Below are 15078 nucleotides of genomic sequence, written 5' to 3'. Positions count from 1 at the left end.
GGCATACTTTAAAAGGAGGATGTTTGTAAGTTTTTCACTGTGCGTTTATCAGCTTTTATATGTTTTTTTCTATAGTGGTGCTGAGGTCAACAAGTCTCTAAATTCAGATTGTTTCAGTGGTTTTATCAAGTAACCCAATAATGGCAGCCCGTATTCGGTTGCCGTTTTTTCAAGCTCATCCAGTTCAGACGTCGTCAGGCTGCTCAGAATGATCGCCTGCCTGATCAGGCCCCGCTGGCTGGCGAACCGGACCAGTTCGAGTCCCGTCAGATCGGGCAGGCATTGATCGCATAAGAGGATGTCGAACGGTTGGTCTGCCCCGAGCATTTGCAGCAGGGCGCCTTTGGCGCTGTCGGTGGTCGTCAGTCGGGTGAAGCCATAACTTTCCAGCAGGTATTGAGTGGCTATTAGTTGGAAAGGATGGTCTTCCACCACGAGGATGCGTAGATCGTCTTTGGCCATGGGGCGCACTTCATCTGTCGAACAGAAGGGAGGGAGATTGTTTCGCGAGAGTACCGGGCAAGCGATCAGTTTGCTCGCCATGTGCTGTAGGGCGATTCGACGAAGCTTGAATGCTGTTGGATGTTGAAGGGGGGATCAGCCATAACGAATGCCGTAATGGCTGATCAGTCGATTCATCTCAGTGGCTGGCGCGGCCGGTCATTTCCAAGGCCATGTCGCTGGCATAGCTGTCGGTCATGCCGGCAATGAAATCAATCATGCGCAAAAAGGAGGTATGCAACGAGCCGTGAGGATCGGGTGCATTGTTGCCCAGCAGGTCAAGGATGCGGCGGCTCTTGAACGACGGCGTGCGTCCATTATGCTGCTCCAGCGCGGCACCGCAAAAGGCGTTGAGCAGGATTTCCAGCGTGGTGTAGGCGCCGATCTCGTGCAGGGTCTTGCGCTTGTCCTGGAAGATCTTCTTGCGGGCCATGTCCTTGGCATTGAGCACGCAACGCTTGGCGGGACCGTGCATGTGTTCCACCAGATCGCCAGGCAGTGTGCCGGCCAGCAGCGCATCCTGTTGCTCGACGAAGGCGCGGGCCGCGGCATTGGTCAAGTGTTCGATGGCTTTACCGCGCAGGATCGCCAGTTTGCGTCGGCGCGAATCGCCGGGACCGAGCTGGCGATAGGTTTCCGGCAAGTCATCGCCCACCAGGCCAAGCAGCAGGGATTCGACTTCGGCGTATTCGAGCAACTCCATTTCCAGGCCGTCTTCCAGGTCGATCAGCGCATAGCAGATATCGTCGGCGGCCTCCATCAGGTACACCAGCGGGTGCCGCGCCCAACGTTGCTCCTCCACTTGTGGCAGGCCGAGTTTATGGGCGATCTGCTCCAGCAGTGGCAGCTCGCTCTGATAACAGCCGAACTTGTGTTTCTTGTAGCCCAGCGAGTCGGCGTGCCTGGCCGTCCATGGATACTTCAGGTACGTGCCCAGCGTTGCATAGGTCAGTCGGGTGCCGCCGTCGAACTGGTGATACTCCAGTTGAGTGAGTACCCGAAAGCCTTGGGCATTGCCTTCGAAATTCAGGAAGTCATTGCGCTCGGCCTCACTCATGGCATCCAGCCAGCCGCGGCCGGCGGCTTGCTGGAACCAATGACGGATCGCGTCTTCACCGGAATGGCCGAACGGCGGGTTGCCGATGTCATGTGCCAGGCAGGCCGATTGCACCACCATCCCCAGGTCGCTGGGTTCGCACCATTCGGGCAGGGCGCTGCGGATGGTTTCGCCGACGCGCATGCCCAGCGAACGACCCACACAGCTGACTTCCAGTGAATGGGTCAGGCGCGTATGAATGTGATCATTGCTGGACACCGGATGGACCTGGGTCTTGCGCCCGAGGCGGCGGAAAGCCCCCGAAAAAATGATGCGGTCGTGGTCTTTGTGAAAAGGGCTGCGGCCGAGTTCTTCAGGGCTGTGCAGAGGTTTTCCGAGGCGTTCGCGGGTAAGCAGGGTGTGCCAATCCAAGGCGGGTCTCTCCGTCAGGTGACTGATGGCCTAGCTTCCCGTTTCGCGCCATGACCTGCAAGCGGAACTACCACCCGGCGGCGGCGATATCGAGGTCTTTTTGCAAGATCTTTTTTTGGCGGATGCCTGTCGACCGGGTAGGCGCACAGGATTGCGCCCCCCGATAGAGGGGCGCATCCCGTCGATGTTGCAAGGACGCAGCCAGAAAGAAACTGATCAGTCTTTGCGTGAGGAGCCCTGCATGATCAGTTTGACCAGCGGCCCCAGTGTGGTGCCGAGACGGATCAGCCGGGTCAGGCTGCTGAGGCTACCCCCGTTTTTTGCACCCTTGCCGGTCAGAAAGCCCAGCAAGGTAACGGCGGCCACGCCCCAGAGTGGAGCGTGCTTGATGCCAAAGCCGTCCTGCAGGTTTTGTGTCATCCCGCGCACCCGTTGCAAGGGCTGCAGCAGTTGCGCGGATTCGTGGCGGATTTCCTGACGGTGCATTTCCATGCGCAAGCGGATCAGGGCCTTGCGCATTTGCGCGCGCGAGCTGTTTTGTGGCAATTCAGGCAGGCTCATGGCAGCAGGCGCTCCCGATCATTGGCCAACTCTTCCAGGGTGCCATGGAAAGGCGAGGACTCATCGAAAATCGCCGCTCTCAAGCGCATCCCACAGAATATGGCGGCGAGGAAGTAGAACACGCAGAGCCCGATGATGGCGGCCAGGCGGTACGTGTCCCAGAACAGGATAAGCACCAGCGTCGACAGCCCTACCAGCAGCAGCAACGCAAACACCAGCGCCAGGCCGGCAAATAGCAACAGGCTGACGGTGCGGGCTTTTTGTTCCTGCAATTCAATGCCGAACAGCTCGACATGGCTGTGCAGCAACCCAAGGAAGGCAGCACCCAGGCGCCGCGATGAGGAGCTTGTTCCCGTCACGGACGGGCCGGATTCGCCGATCGACATATCAGCGCCGGCTGGCCAGCAGGCCGATCAGGAAACCCACGCCGGCCGCGATCCCCACGGATTGCCAAGGGTTGGCCTGGACATAGTCTTCAGTGGCGGTGACAGCAGCCTTGCCGTGTTCGCGCAGGGAGTCTTCGGTCAGTTTCAGGGTTTCACGGGCACGCAAGAGACTCTCGTGGATCTGCTCGCGCAACTCGTCGGCCTGATCGCCGGCCAGGGTCGCGGTGTGTTCCAGCAAGCGCTCGGTGTCACTGACCAGTGTCTGAAAGTCGTTCATCAGGATTTCTTGAGCAGTCTTTGCCTGGGTGCGGGCCATGATGGATCTCCTTAAGTGGCTATCTGATGCGTTCGAGTATGAGCCTTCGGCGAAGGTTCAGTACAAATGACTGGTACAACTTTTGCTGAGTCTTGGTGCGCCGGTCCGCACCATTGCGCTATTGCCGGGCATGATTCCAGTAAAACCGTAGGACCAACAATCAAAAACTCGCGTAAACGTCCGGGGCGCGTTTTTCCTGGACGGCGTCCGTGCGCCAAAGTGGTTCAGCGAAATCAGTCCACTGATGTCTTGAAGCTGCAACTTGGTGCACGGGCAGTCATCGCGAACTGCTTTGGTGCTTTTTTCTGCCATAAGGTCTGCCCATTCCATGGAAAATCTGCAAAGCGCTGTGGACACCCTGGTCCATAGTTCCAACACGCTGTTCATTCTGATCGGTGCGGTCATGGTTCTGGCCATGCACGCCGGTTTCGCCTTTCTCGAAGTCGGAACCGTGCGACAGAAAAACCAGGTCAATGCGTTGTCGAAAATCCTCAGCGACTTCGCGGTTTCGACACTGGCCTACTTCTTTATAGGCTATTGGATTTCCTATGGCGTGACGTTCATGCAGCCAGCGGCCGTGCTCAATGCCGACCATGGCTATGGACTGGTGAAATTTTTCTTCCTGCTGACCTTTGCCGCGGCGATTCCGGCGATCATTTCCGGTGGGATCGCCGAACGCGCCCGGTTTGTTCCCCAGCTGTGTGCAACCGCGCTGATTGTCGCGTTCATCTATCCGTTCTTCGAAGGCATTGTCTGGAATGGCAACCTGGGTTTGCAAGCCTGGTTGCTGGAGCGCTTTGGCGCCGGTTTCCATGATTTCGCAGGCTCAGTGGTGGTGCATGCCATGGGCGGTTGGCTGGCTCTGGCGGCGGTGCTGTTGCTCGGGCCGCGTAATGGCCGCTATCGCGAGGGTAGGCTGGTCGCATTCGCGCCATCGAGCATCCCGTTTCTGGCTCTGGGCTCGTGGATCCTGATTGTCGGCTGGTTCGGCTTCAACGTCATGAGCGCGCAAACCCTGCAAGGTGTCAGCGGACTGGTGGCGGTGAACTCGTTGATGGCCATGGTTGGCGGTACGGTGGCGGCGCTGATTGTCGGTCGCAACGACCCGGGCTTTCTGCACAACGGCCCGTTGGCGGGGCTCGTGGCAATCTGTGCCGGTTCCGACCTGATGCATCCTGTTGGGGCGCTGGTTACCGGTGCCGTCGCGGGGGCGCTGTTTGTCTGGTGCTTTACCGCGGCCCAAGGCAAATGGCGCATCGACGATGTATTGGGTGTGTGGCCGTTACATGGCTTGTGCGGCGTGTGGGGCGGCATCGCCTGCGGCATTTTCGGCCAAACCGCTTTGGGCGGGTTGGGCGGGGTCAGCCTGAGCAGCCAGTTGATAGGCACTGCGCTGGGCATCACTGTGGCACTGGCTGGCGGGTTTGCGGTGTATGGCGTGATCAAGGCGTTGCATGGATTGCGCCTGAGTCAGGAAGAGGAGTACTACGGCGCGGACCTGTCGATCCACAAGATCGGCGCCGTGAGCCAGGACTGACCCAGGTCACTTTATCGTCGGTAGCATCAGGGCAGGGGCCTCAATGGCTCGACGGTTTTTCGGGGCAGGCCTAGAATGATCACTTCATTTACTGGTTGAGCGCTCATGCTTCCCGAATGTCAGCTGTTCGGCACCCTTGGATGCCACCTGTGTGAAGTAGCCGAAGCCATGTTGATGGAGTTCGTCGAGCGCGGTCTGCTGGTGGAGCTGGTGGACATCGCCGACGATGAAACATGGTTCGCAGCCTACAGCCTGCGTATTCCGGTATTGCGGCGCGTCGATACCGGTGCTGAACTGGGCTGGCCGTTCAGTGCCGACCAGGTGGTGGCGTTCCTGCGTTGAGCGGTTCTTGCGCTGGCGGTATGTCCCGCCTGTCGAACTTTGCGATTGATCCCCTTGGCTTATTCGGTGTTGATCGGATACTGTATGTGTATACAGTTATTCGCGGTGCCTGCCTTGCCATTCCAGATTTTTGGGAGTGAGCAGGCAAGCCCGGGTGTCAGAGGGATGAATCGTGGTCAATGTCGAACAGTTGAAGAACAATGTGAACCGGATGTCCGCGGACGTCGTGCGCGAGGCTGTCCTTGAGTTGCGTCTGGATGGTCTGGTGACCGAGGGGAAAACGCCCTTCAACAAAACACATTTCAATACCTGTTTCGCAGAAATCGAAGCCTTGTTTCAGCGCGCGGGTTATCACCGGCAACTCGATGTCGTGGGCTATCAGGGATTGTTGTACGCCCTGTACGACCCCGCTCGCTGGGAGGCGGTCGATGTGCTGCGCTGGCTCAAGGAGTACACCGAAGCGGCAGCGCGCACGCAGATCCCGGCTTGAGTAATCTTAGGGTGCGTTCATTCCCCTTGCTGTTGGATAATGCCGCTCTGCACTGAGGTTAGAGCTTTCGTATGTCCACTTCTTCTTTTTCCGCGGCACACAGTCAGGCCAGTACGCTCTACTTGCCACCTGGCCCGTGGCAGACCGTTGTCGATTGTCTGTGCGAGCATTTCAGCACTATTGGTCGTGAACAATGGCTGGACAGAATCGCCCGTGGCCGGGTCCTCGATGGGCAGGGCATGCCGATTGCACTCGATCTGGCCTACAGGGAAGGTTTGCGGATTCATTATTTTCGCGAAGTGCCGGATGAAAAACCGATTCCGGTGATCGAGTCGATCCTGTACGCGGACGAGCATCTGGTGGTGGCGGACAAGCCGCATTTCCTGCCGGTGACGCCGGCTGGCGAATACGTCGAACAGACGCTGCTCAGGCGCTTGATCCGGCGCCTGGACAATCCGTATCTGGTGCCATTGCATCGCATCGACCGGCACACCGCGGGGCTGGTGCTGTTTTCCGCCAATCCGCAGACCCGTTCGGCTTATCAGTCGTTGTTTCCAACCCGGCAGATCGAAAAGCGCTACGAGGCCATCGCCAAGGCGTTGCCTGGCCTTTCTTTCCCGTTGGTGCATAAAAGCCGGCTGGTCGATGGCGAACCGTTCTTCCGCATGCAGGAAGGTCCGGGGGCCAGTAATACCGAGACGGCGGTCGAAGTTCGGGAGAAACAGGGGGATCTCTGGCGTTATGGTCTTTACCCGGTGACGGGAAAGAAACATCAGCTACGGGTACATATGGCGGCGTTGGGCGCCGGTATCTGCAACGACCCGTTTTACCCCGAGGTGCTCAAGGATGCGCAGGATGACTACGCCAATCCTTTGAAACTGCTGGCTCAGGGGCTGAAATTTGTCGATCCGGTCACGGGCCAGGCGCGTGAGTTCGAGAGTGAAATCACCCTGCAATGGTGATCGGTAAGCGATCCTGAAACGCTGCTCTCCAGGCATGAAAAAGCCCGCATCAAGCGGGCTTTTCTGTATCCGGTGGCACCAGGATTACAGCTCCTTGACGGTCCGAACCTGATCCTTGTTGATGCGGGTCTGTTTGCCATCGAGCTGTTCGAATTCGTAGAAACCGGAATCCTTGTCGAATTGTGGCGTGTCGACGGCCTGGATTTCGCGACCGTCATTCAAGGTGATCACCGTAGGCGATGCGCAACCGGCGAGGGTGGCAAGGCCCAGTGCGAGCATGAAAGTGGCGAGGGTCCGTTGAGTCATGAGTTGTGTCTCCGAATAAGAATTCTGTGGTTGCTGAACTTGAGACGTGCACCGTCTGCGCAAGTTCCTGATCAATGTCAGTCTGACACAGTGTCATGACCGCTTAAAAGTTCCGGCGTGTTGAGGTTGGCCAGTCGCGGGTCGTTGTCCGGGCATTGCAGCGCGGTCGCGCCGAGCTTGCGCATCAACCGGCCAGGGCTGCGCTCACCCTCGTTCCAGGCATTTTCAAATGCTGCCCTGTGCAGCACCGGGATCACACACAACAAGGGTTCCCAGTGGTCATCATGGCGCACCATCAGCGGCTTGTCCGGATGCAGGTTGGCGGCCTCGCGCATAGTGCCGATCAGTGCCGCATCGATGCCCGGAACGTCACAGGGCATGACCAGCAAATGGCTATGGCGAGCAACTTTCAGGCCCGCGCGAATACCGGCCAGCGGCCCGGGGAAGTCACCTTCATCATCGTGGACCAACTGGTCAGCGTAGGGGGCGTACTTCTCAAGGTTGCGATTGCAGGAGATGATCAGGTCATCGGTCAGCGGACGGGTCTTGCGGTGCAGATGTGCAATCAGGGGTTCGCCGTGCCAGTCCAGCAACCCTTTGTCCCGACCACCCATGCGTTGGCCGCGCCCGCCCGCCAGGAGCAGAATGGAGCAGGGTGGCAATTGTGAATTCGTGGTCATGGCAGGCCTCCATGGGGGCGGCGAAAAAACGGAGCGCTGTGATATAACACCGGGCTGTTTCTCCTACAACTGGACGAGCCTATGAAAGCCAAGGCTGATGTACCTTTCGCACCGCTGAATATTGCAGTGCTGACTGTCAGCGATACCCGCACACTGGAAACCGACACCTCAGGCCAGGCCTTTGTCGACGGATTGACCGCTGCCGGTCATTACCTGGCTGCTCGGGTGTTGCTCAAAGATGACCTCTACAAAATTCGCGCGCAAGTCGCCAACTGGATTGCCGACGATGTCGTGCAGGTGGTGCTGATCACCGGCGGCACCGGTTTTACCGGGCGTGACAGCACACCGGAAGCCGTCGGTTGCCTGCTGGACAAGCAGGTTGATGGATTTGGCGAGCTGTTCCGCCAGATCTCGGTTGCCGATATCGGTAGCTCGACCGTTCAGTCCCGGGCATTGGCTGGCCTGGCAAACGGCACGTTGGTTTGCTGCTTGCCGGGCTCGACCAATGCCGTGCGCACAGCTTGGGATGGCATACTGGCCGAGCAGCTGGATGCGCGGCATCGGCCGTGCAACTTCGTGCCTCATTTGAAACAGGCCGCGCCTTGTGAATCCCGTGGGTAAGCCTGGCAAGTCTGGCAGTCTGATGCCTGTCGAGCAGGCGTTGGCGCGCCTGCTGGAAATGGCCGAGGCCTCGAGGATTGTCGAACGTGAACGCTTGCCATTGGCGCAGGTACAGGGGCGCGTACTGGCTGAAGATCTGGTGTCGACGCTTGATCTGCCACCCTGGCCCAACAGCGCCATGGACGGTTATGCCTTGCGCATGGCTGACTGGACGGGAGAGCCGTTGCTGGTCAGTCAGAAGGTGTTTGCCGGCCAGGCCCCCGATCCGTTGCAGCCAGGCACCTGTGCGCGCATTTTCACCGGGGCGCCTGTTCCTGCCGGTGCCGATTGCGTCGAGATGCAGGAGAACGCCGAGGTTCAGGCCGATGAGCGAGTACGTTTCATTCAAGCCTTGACCCAAGGCCAGAACATTCGCCCGCAAGGCCAGGAAACGACCGTCGGCGAACTGATTCTGCCGGCAGGTACACGGCTGGGGCCGATCGAGCAAGGATTGGCGGCCTCCTTGGGATGCGCTGAGCTGGCGGTGGTTCGCAAGGTGCGTGTGGCGGTACTGTCTACCGGCGACGAATTGATTGAACCGGGGCAGGCGCTGGGGCCAGGACAGATCTACAACAGCAACCGGGTGTTGTTGTGTAGCTGGTTGCAGCGTTTGGGGTGTGAGGTCGTCGATGCGGGAATTCTGCCGGACAATCTGGAAACCACTCGCTCCCGATTGGGAGAGTTGAAGGATGTCGACCTGATCCTCTCGACCGGCGGCGTATCGGTGGGGGAAGCCGATTTTCTGGGTATCGCCTTGCGCGAAGAGGGCGAGCTGACGCTGTGGAAGCTCGCCATCAAACCCGGTAAACCGCTGACGTTCGGACATTTTCGTGGTGTGCCGGTGATTGGCTTGCCGGGCAATCCGGCATCGACCCTCGTGACCTTTGCCTTGTTGACCAGACCCTATCTCCTGCGTCGTCAGGGCGTGCAGGACGTTGAGCCGCTGAAGGTCCAGGTGCCTGCCGGGTTTGACTGGCTCCAGCCAGGCAGTCGGCGTGAGTATTTGCGTGGACGTCTGGAAAACGGCAGGGCAACGATCTACAAAAACCAGAGTTCCGGTGTGCTGCGCAGCGCGGCCTGGGCTGATGGACTGGTAGAAGTCCTGGAGGATCGCACGCTGGTTCCGGGCGATAGCGTTTTCTTCATTCCGCTGAGCGAAGTCCTGGGCTGATAGCTTCAGTGGCTTTGTCACACAAGACCCGGTTGATTGAGCCGGGTCTTGTGTGGGTGGCAACTCAATGCGCCAAAAGCAATGAAATGACCTGTTCGAAACGGCTATTGGCGATCCAGCCAAGGAGGCCGAGGATCACGGCTGTTCCGCAGGCGGAATAGACAAGTCGGTGTTTGATGGATTTGACGTCATCCCGGGCTTCTTCCATGTCCCTGCGTATGCACTTGAGGTGTGTTTCCAGCTCGGTGACGCGAGGTTCCATATCAACTTCTCCCGTGGCTTTTGTGCTGTTGCGGCATTCAGCTCGATGGCCTGCATTTTTATTATCTGTGAGCGGCAAGACCGAAATGGTCGGTGACGCGAGGTTCTGGCGTTGCATGGCACGTCCTTGTGATGTCCAGCAGGCTTCTAAAACTCTATCAATTCAGATTTCCGGTCAATTGAGCCGATTCCTCATGTTTTGTAAGAAAAGTCCTGCCGTGTGGGGTGCGGGACCTTCCGACTGGAAATAATTCGTTTTTTGTGGCTTTTAACGGACGCTTCGAGTGGCGAATTGATAGTTTAAAATGTGCAACTCGATGGTTTGTACGATAAGGCGCTTCTATCATAAATTTATTTGTGTAGTGGTTTTTTTGCTAATTGTCCCGATAAGAGGGACAAGGCTTGATGTGTTCCGATATTTGGAATAAGTGCACTGTTTGAGTAATGGTTTTCTGTTTGCGTGTTTGTAGCGTAAATCTGCAGATGAAATGATTTGTTAAGAAGAGTGAGTCACTTTTAACTTGACTCTTTTCTATGAAGAATTAAATGCTGTGCTTCAAATTGAAACAGTGTTCCAAATACAGGGACAGATAATGTCATTAAAAACTCTTAATATTTCCCTTGAGTTGCTCTCCCGCTTTTCCGCGGAGCGTTTCAGTTGGGGCGTTCGTGAAATGAGCGCAGAGATGGGCCTTTCGCCCTCCGCTGTGCAACGGATCATGTCGACGTTTGCAAAGCAGGGCTTTTTGCGCCAACAAACGGAAACTCGCCGATACGAACTGGGCGTTCGCTTTTGGGAGTACGGGTTGTTGTTTCGCGACCGGTTGCAGTTATCCGATGCGCCCGCTATCTGGCTGCGAGAAGTGGCCACGGAACAGGGCGAAACGGTGTATCTGAATTTCCTGGACGGCCACACTTCTGTGTGTGTGCAGGTAGCCGACAGCACCGAACATGTGCAACTGAACATTAAGCCGGGAGAGCGGACTTCGCTGCATGCGGGCTCCCGAGGCAAGGTGATGCTAGCGTTTTTACCTACGCAGATGCGCAATCTGATTCTCGAAGAGACGTTTGTTTCGTTGCCGATGGACGAGGCCCGGCAACGCCGGTCAAGTCTTCACGCGGACCTCGATAGTGTCCATGAACAAGGCTTTTGCGTCAGTCGCAGTGAGCGGCTGAAGGATGTTGTCGGTTTGAGTTTCCCGCTGTTTGACGCCCGTTCAATCGTAATGGGTTCGGTCACCATCGGCGGCCCCGGTGCGCGTATGACAGATGAAAAGTTACAGGCTTGCATGTCTCCTATGCGCCAGTTGGCTGAACAACTTCAACGTCACTTCCGGAAATTCCTATGAGTACAACTTTTGTACCACACGCCATTAAACGTGTGTCGATGCCGCTGTTGTCGATGGGGTCTTTTTTTGTCGGTGGACATGAGGTCTGCTACAGCGGCGAACCAGAGGAGGCGTATGTACTGGCTCCCAATGGAGTGCCCGTGAACATCAACCCCAACGGTACGTCCTGTGTCGGGCAGATGTATGTGCAGTACTTGCTCAATGCCGAAGGGACACGCCGCCCACCCGTGGTGTTTTGCCATGGCGGCTCGATGACGGGGGCGGTCTGGGAGTCGACCCCTGACGGGCAGGAAGGCTGGTTGAGCGATTTCTTTCGTCAGGGTTGGTCGGTCTACAACGTTGATGCCGTCGAGCGTGGCCGTTCGGGCTGGGCCCCACGAGATCGCGCTTTTGCCGCCAAACCATTATTGCGCACCGGCCAGGACTGCTTTGTGCAGTTTCGCATCGGTACTGCGGTTCAGGATTGCTCGCTCGACAGCCTGCATGCCGCCGCTTACCCCCACTGCCAATTCCCGCTTCAGGCGTTTGACCAGTTCATGAGGCAGGTGGTGCCGCGTTGGTCAGATACGGACGAACTGACTCTGAGCGCTTATGTAGCGATGCTGGATTGTTTGGCGCAGCCGGTGATTCTTATTGCCCACTCACAAGGCGGTGTTTTCGCCGTGCGTGCGGCCGAACAGCGCCCTGACAAAGTGGCCGCGATCGTTGCCATTGAACCGGCGCAGGCGGGCACGGCAGAAGGGCTTGCGCAAAGGCGGCTGAAAGATACTCCGATCCTGTTGGTCTATGGCGACAATCTGCGACTGGACGCACGCTGGCCCCATATCAGAAAACGTACCGATCACTATTTTGATCAGCTCGCGACTTGCGGTGGTCATGTAACGGTCATGGATCTGCCAGCGCACGGTATTTATGGAAACTCACACCTACTCATGCTCGAACGCAACAACCTGGCTATTTCGGCGCTGATCCAAAAATGGTTGCAAACGCAAGGATTGGCTACTGCTCTCTAATGCTTTCTAACAAGCACCAGCGCATTACACCTGAAGGAGCACTTCATGGAACAAAAACAACAAACAGTTGAAAGCCTCACGATGCGCAAGGTGGCATGGCGAATATTACCTTTTGTGACCGTCGGATATTTTCTTGCCTCTCTGGACCGAGTCAATATTGCCTTCGCCGCATTACAGATGAAGCAGGATATTGCATTGGGAGACGCGGCTTTCGGCTTCGGCGCGGGTTTGTTTTTTATCGCTTACTGCCTGTTCGCGGTTCCTGCCAATATGATGCTGGAACGGTTCGGGCCGGTACGCTGGCTAGCGTTCACCATGGTTTCCTGGGGGCTCATCAGTAGTTGCATGGCTGCTGTGTCGGGACCTCAGTCCTTTTACATCCTGCGTTTTCTGCTCGGGATGGCCGAGGCTGGATTTTTTCCTGGCGTTATCTTCTATCTGACGCTGTGGTTCCCCAGTGGCCACCGCAGCCGTGCGGTCGCGATATTGATGATGGCCTTGCCAGTGTCAAGTGTTCTGGGCTCCCCGTTGTCTGCCTTGTTGTTGCTGACCGATGGCTGGTTGGGCATGCGAGGCTGGCACTGGTTGTTCATCATTGAGGGTTCGCCGGCTATTTTCATGGGCATTCTCTGTTTGTACGTGCTTCCTCACGATGTTAGTCGTGCCAGGTTCCTGACAGCTCAAGAACGGGCATGGATTGCCAGCCAGGTCAGTGAGGTGCCCGGCGAAAAAGTTCGGGGTACGCTCAAGGATCTATGGGGCGTGCTTTGCAACAAGTATGTGTTGGTTTTGACATTGATATATATAGGTGGGACTTCCGTGACCAATGGTCTGTCGCTGTGGCAGCCACAAATCATTAGCACGTTCAATTTGTCGACCATGCAGATCGGTTTCCTCAACGCGCTGCCTTTCGCCCTCGCCAGCTTTGTCATGTACCTCTGGAGCAGCCATTCGGATCGCACCGGTGAGCGTGTAAAGCACTTGGCGCTTCCATTGGCCATCGGCGCGGTTGCGCTGACATGCATCATGTTCGTTGAGTCGTTGCTGGCGACCATTGTTGTGCTATGTGTTGCCATCACCGCCGCGTCGATGATCAAAGGCCCATTCTGGGCACTGGCGACCGAAATGGTCCCGGCGCGCAACGCAGCCATGGCCATTGCGATGATTAATGCCTTGAACAATCTGGGGGTTTTTGCCGGCACCTATCTGATCGGGGTAATCAAAGAGGCCTCTGGCAACTTCACCTTTGCGCTGGTGCCTTACCTGGTGATCTCAGTCGTCGCCTGTACCCTGGCGCTTTGGATCGGTCGCCGCCAGGGAATGAACATCGGGAGCGCATCAAGCAAAATCGCTGGCTAGCCATAGCATTCGATGGACGCTGCCAGGCGGAGAAAAGCCCGCGATGGGGAGGGCGGGCTTAAAGGTTTTCGCCAGGCTCTGTACGAAAGTAATGTTGTGAACGCAGCATGGTACAAGCCAGTGAAATACCTAGTCATCAAGGCTGATGATTTGTTCGCGCACGGCAAACAGTACCAGGCCGGCCACATCGTAGATCTGCAGACGCTTCATGATCTGCGAACGGTGGGTTTCGACGGTCTTGACGCTCAACCCCAGGCCGTTTGCGATCTCTCGGGTGGATTTTCCGCGAACGATCAACCGCAGGATTTCCAGCTGACGTGCCGTCAGGTTGTGCGAGTCGGCAGGTTCAGGTGGGCGCTTCTGGTTTCGGGTCAGGGCCTGGTTGATCACCGTGTGGGCAATGGCCGGGCTCAGATAGCGCTCGTTGTTGCGCAAGGCTTCCAACGCGTGTTCAAGTTCAGTCGCCGTAGTGTCCTTGAGCAGGTAGCCATGGGCTCCGGACTCCAGCGCCTGCATGATCAGGGCCGGGTCGGTGTGCATCGAGAGGATCAGGACCTTGCTCTGCGGGCGCACCCGCTTGAGCTGCTGCAGCGCTTCGAGGCCGCCGGTCTGGCGCATCGAAATATCCAGCAAGACAATGTCCGGGGACAGATGCCCGACCATTTCGAGCAACTGCGAGCCGTCACTGGCCTCACCGATGACGGCATAGCCGGGCAGATCCATTACCAGGGCGCGCACGCCAGCCCTGATCAGCGAGTGGTCATCCACCAGAAGTAAATTACAAGTCAATGCATAACCTTATTCGAACTGGCACGTTCGAGCGCACGGGGCGCCCAGGGAAAAAGAGCTTCGATTTGAGTGCCTTTGCCCGGCTCGCTGGTAACGGTCAGTGTGCCGCCCAGTTGATCGATTCGTTCCGACATCCCGGCCATACCGCGTTGCCCTTCACGACCAGGGTCTGATGCGGGTGCGAAGCCCTGGCCATCGTCGCTGATCTGCAACTTCAGGCCTTGGGGCAGACGCTGCAGGCACACTAGCAGGTTCTTGGCCTGGGCATGTCGCAGGATGTTGGTGACCGCTTCCTGGGTAATGCGGAAAGCCGCCACGGCCATTTCCTCCGGTATGCCGGTCAGGCGCTGCTGGCATTCCAGGCTCCAGTGCACCGGGGTGTTGGCCAGGGTCTTGAGCAGGTGCGCCCGCAGACTGGCTTCCAGCCCAAGGCTGGTCAACTGCCGGGGATTGAGAATGGCGGATACGTCACGAACTTTGGCGAGGGTTTCTTCCAGCGTGTCACAGAGGACCGAACATTGTCCCTGGAGCTCTTCGGGCATCCGGCGTTTGAGCCAGTCACTTTGCAGTTTTGCGGCGGTCAGCAATTGACCGATGTCGTCATGCAGTTCGCGGCTCAGTCGGTGACGCTCGTTTTCCTGGACCTGTAATAGCCGGTCGGCCAGTTCCTGGGGCTGGAATTTGATCGATTTGCGCGAGAGGCAATACTGCACGGCAACACTGGTCAGCGCCGCAACGTTGAGCACCAGCAATGACAGGGGGAGCGGAATGGACAAGCCATGGACCAGTAGACTGCCGAGGGTCGAGCAGACGCATAGCAATAGCGTGAATGTGCGTGCATTTTCCCGGGAGGGTGGCCACTTGGCGATTGACTTGAGGCTGGCGTGCATAGCGGATGGAGCCAATGGATGTTCGCTGCGGGCTGAC

19 protein-coding genes are annotated in these 15078 nt (G+C 57.5%); 9 read left to right on the top strand and 10 right to left on the bottom strand.

Features of this window, described 5'->3' with window-relative positions; all coding sequences use genetic code 11:
* Window positions 1-69 precede the first annotated feature (69 nt).
* The 5 genes from ACM6IT_RS06265 to ACM6IT_RS06245 form a co-directional block, all read right to left on the bottom strand.
* Window positions 70-462 carry a response regulator gene (locus ACM6IT_RS06265; RefSeq protein WP_414914990.1) on the bottom strand — a complete coding sequence of 131 codons (393 nt, stop codon included), beginning with the start codon at window positions 460-462 and terminating at the stop codon, window positions 70-72.
* A gap of 178 nt (window positions 463-640) precedes the next feature.
* Window positions 641-1969 carry a deoxyguanosinetriphosphate triphosphohydrolase gene (locus tag ACM6IT_RS06260; protein ID WP_056727090.1) on the bottom strand — a complete coding sequence of 443 codons (1329 nt, stop codon included), beginning with the start codon at window positions 1967-1969 and terminating at the stop codon, window positions 641-643.
* A gap of 216 nt (window positions 1970-2185) precedes the next feature.
* A complete protein-coding gene (locus ACM6IT_RS06255) occupies window positions 2186-2530 on the bottom strand; it encodes a hypothetical protein (RefSeq protein ID WP_056727089.1) in 345 nt (114 codons plus the stop codon).
* Window positions 2527-2916, bottom strand: coding sequence for a phage holin family protein (locus tag ACM6IT_RS06250; RefSeq protein WP_223542441.1), 390 nt, complete (start codon window positions 2914-2916; stop codon window positions 2527-2529). The genes ACM6IT_RS06255 and ACM6IT_RS06250 overlap by 4 nt, the downstream gene beginning before the upstream one ends.
* A gap of 1 nt (window position 2917) precedes the next feature.
* Window positions 2918-3232, bottom strand: coding sequence for a DUF883 family protein (locus ACM6IT_RS06245; protein ID WP_056727087.1), 315 nt, complete (start codon window positions 3230-3232; stop codon window positions 2918-2920).
* A gap of 328 nt (window positions 3233-3560) precedes the next feature.
* Here ACM6IT_RS06245 and ACM6IT_RS06240 point away from each other — a divergent pair, with 328 nt between their 5' ends.
* The 4 genes from ACM6IT_RS06240 (at window position 3561) to ACM6IT_RS06225 (ending at window position 6563) form a co-directional block, all read left to right on the top strand.
* Window positions 3561-4769 (top strand): ammonium transporter, encoded by a 1209-nt coding sequence (locus ACM6IT_RS06240; protein ID WP_414914991.1) that lies wholly within the window; start codon window positions 3561-3563, stop codon window positions 4767-4769.
* 105 nt (window positions 4770-4874) lie between these two features.
* Window positions 4875-5111, top strand: a complete 237-nt coding sequence (locus tag ACM6IT_RS06235) for a glutaredoxin family protein (RefSeq protein ID WP_008049107.1) — start codon at window positions 4875-4877, stop codon at window positions 5109-5111.
* Window positions 5112-5283: 172 nt separating this feature from the next.
* Window positions 5284-5601 (top strand): transcriptional regulator, encoded by a 318-nt coding sequence (locus ACM6IT_RS06230; protein WP_414917713.1) that lies wholly within the window; start codon window positions 5284-5286, stop codon window positions 5599-5601.
* A 71-nt stretch (window positions 5602-5672) separates the two neighbouring features.
* Complete coding sequence (locus ACM6IT_RS06225) at window positions 5673-6563, top strand: pseudouridine synthase (RefSeq protein ID WP_056727084.1); 891 nt, start codon at window positions 5673-5675, stop codon at window positions 6561-6563.
* Between the two features lie 84 nt (window positions 6564-6647).
* Here the strand turns inward: ACM6IT_RS06225 and ACM6IT_RS06220 are convergent, their stop codons facing one another.
* Both ACM6IT_RS06220 and mobA read right to left on the bottom strand, forming a co-directional pair.
* Window positions 6648-6869 (bottom strand): YgdI/YgdR family lipoprotein, encoded by a 222-nt coding sequence (locus tag ACM6IT_RS06220; protein ID WP_007994800.1) that lies wholly within the window; start codon window positions 6867-6869, stop codon window positions 6648-6650.
* A gap of 77 nt (window positions 6870-6946) precedes the next feature.
* Window positions 6947-7549, bottom strand: coding sequence for a molybdenum cofactor guanylyltransferase MobA (gene mobA, locus ACM6IT_RS06215; RefSeq protein WP_414917712.1), 603 nt, complete (start codon window positions 7547-7549; stop codon window positions 6947-6949).
* A gap of 81 nt (window positions 7550-7630) precedes the next feature.
* Between mobA and moaB the strand changes: the two genes are divergently transcribed.
* Entirely contained in the window at window positions 7631-8170 is a 540-nt protein-coding gene (gene moaB, locus ACM6IT_RS06210; protein ID WP_223541692.1) for a molybdenum cofactor biosynthesis protein B, read from the top strand.
* Entirely contained in the window at window positions 8154-9380 is a 1227-nt protein-coding gene (gene glp / locus ACM6IT_RS06205; RefSeq protein ID WP_056727081.1) for a gephyrin-like molybdotransferase Glp, read from the top strand. Before moaB ends, glp begins: the two co-directional genes overlap by 17 nt.
* A gap of 64 nt (window positions 9381-9444) precedes the next feature.
* Here glp and ACM6IT_RS06200 read toward each other — a convergent pair whose 3' ends face one another.
* A complete protein-coding gene (locus tag ACM6IT_RS06200) occupies window positions 9445-9759 on the bottom strand; it encodes a hypothetical protein (RefSeq protein WP_414917711.1) in 315 nt (104 codons plus the stop codon).
* 403 nt (window positions 9760-10162) lie between these two features.
* Between ACM6IT_RS06200 and ACM6IT_RS06195 the strand changes: the two genes are divergently transcribed.
* The 3 genes from ACM6IT_RS06195 to ACM6IT_RS06185 are packed head-to-tail and all read left to right on the top strand — an operon-like array spanning window position 10163 to window position 13362.
* A complete protein-coding gene (locus ACM6IT_RS06195) occupies window positions 10163-10990 on the top strand; it encodes an IclR family transcriptional regulator (RefSeq protein WP_414914993.1) in 828 nt (275 codons plus the stop codon).
* On the top strand, window positions 10987-12003 hold the full coding sequence (locus ACM6IT_RS06190) for an alpha/beta fold hydrolase (RefSeq protein WP_414917710.1): 1017 nt from the start codon (window positions 10987-10989) through the stop codon (window positions 12001-12003). The genes ACM6IT_RS06195 and ACM6IT_RS06190 overlap by 4 nt, the downstream gene beginning before the upstream one ends.
* 45 nt (window positions 12004-12048) lie before the next feature.
* Window positions 12049-13362 carry an MFS transporter gene (locus ACM6IT_RS06185; RefSeq protein ID WP_414917709.1) on the top strand — a complete coding sequence of 438 codons (1314 nt, stop codon included), beginning with the start codon at window positions 12049-12051 and terminating at the stop codon, window positions 13360-13362.
* 129 nt (window positions 13363-13491) lie between these two features.
* On the opposite strand, the gene ACM6IT_RS06180 is transcribed toward ACM6IT_RS06185, so the two are convergent.
* Together ACM6IT_RS06180 and ACM6IT_RS06175 are read right to left on the bottom strand one after the other, a co-directional pair.
* Window positions 13492-14151 (bottom strand): response regulator transcription factor, encoded by a 660-nt coding sequence (locus ACM6IT_RS06180; protein ID WP_056727077.1) that lies wholly within the window; start codon window positions 14149-14151, stop codon window positions 13492-13494.
* Complete coding sequence (locus tag ACM6IT_RS06175) at window positions 14148-15041, bottom strand: sensor histidine kinase (protein ID WP_056727076.1); 894 nt, start codon at window positions 15039-15041, stop codon at window positions 14148-14150. The genes ACM6IT_RS06180 and ACM6IT_RS06175 overlap by 4 nt, the downstream gene beginning before the upstream one ends.
* Window positions 15042-15078 lie beyond the last annotated feature (37 nt).

It is taken from the genome of Pseudomonas sp. IT-P4 (assembly GCF_949767755.1).
GTDB classification, from domain to species: Bacteria; Pseudomonadota; Gammaproteobacteria; order Pseudomonadales; family Pseudomonadaceae; genus Aquipseudomonas; species Aquipseudomonas monachiensis.
The sequence above is the reverse complement of the archived record's forward strand: the minus strand, read 5'-3'. Positions and strand labels throughout refer to the sequence as shown.

Coding starts and splice junctions, on each gene's coding strand:
- ACM6IT_RS06265 (WP_414914990.1), bottom strand. CDS start 462: ATGGCCAAAGACGATCTACGCATCCTCGTGGTGGAAGACCATCCTTTC.
- ACM6IT_RS06255 (WP_056727089.1), bottom strand. CDS start 2,530: ATGAGCCTGCCTGAATTGCCACAAAACAGCTCGCGCGCGCAAATGCGC.
- ACM6IT_RS06250 (WP_223542441.1), bottom strand. CDS start 2,916: ATGTCGATCGGCGAATCCGGCCCGTCCGTGACGGGAACAAGCTCCTCA.
- ACM6IT_RS06245 (WP_056727087.1), bottom strand. CDS start 3,232: ATGGCCCGCACCCAGGCAAAGACTGCTCAAGAAATCCTGATGAACGAC.
- ACM6IT_RS06240 (WP_414914991.1), top strand. CDS start 3,561: ATGGAAAATCTGCAAAGCGCTGTGGACACCCTGGTCCATAGTTCCAAC.
- ACM6IT_RS06235 (WP_008049107.1), top strand. CDS start 4,875: ATGCTTCCCGAATGTCAGCTGTTCGGCACCCTTGGATGCCACCTGTGT.
- ACM6IT_RS06225 (WP_056727084.1), top strand. CDS start 5,673: ATGTCCACTTCTTCTTTTTCCGCGGCACACAGTCAGGCCAGTACGCTC.
- ACM6IT_RS06220 (WP_007994800.1), bottom strand. CDS start 6,869: ATGACTCAACGGACCCTCGCCACTTTCATGCTCGCACTGGGCCTTGCC.
- mobA (WP_414917712.1), bottom strand. CDS start 7,549: ATGACCACGAATTCACAATTGCCACCCTGCTCCATTCTGCTCCTGGCG.
- moaB (WP_223541692.1), top strand. CDS start 7,631: ATGAAAGCCAAGGCTGATGTACCTTTCGCACCGCTGAATATTGCAGTG.
- ACM6IT_RS06200 (WP_414917711.1), bottom strand. CDS start 9,759: ATGCAACGCCAGAACCTCGCGTCACCGACCATTTCGGTCTTGCCGCTC.
- ACM6IT_RS06190 (WP_414917710.1), top strand. CDS start 10,987: ATGAGTACAACTTTTGTACCACACGCCATTAAACGTGTGTCGATGCCG.
- ACM6IT_RS06185 (WP_414917709.1), top strand. CDS start 12,049: ATGGAACAAAAACAACAAACAGTTGAAAGCCTCACGATGCGCAAGGTG.
- ACM6IT_RS06175 (WP_056727076.1), bottom strand. CDS start 15,041: ATGCACGCCAGCCTCAAGTCAATCGCCAAGTGGCCACCCTCCCGGGAA.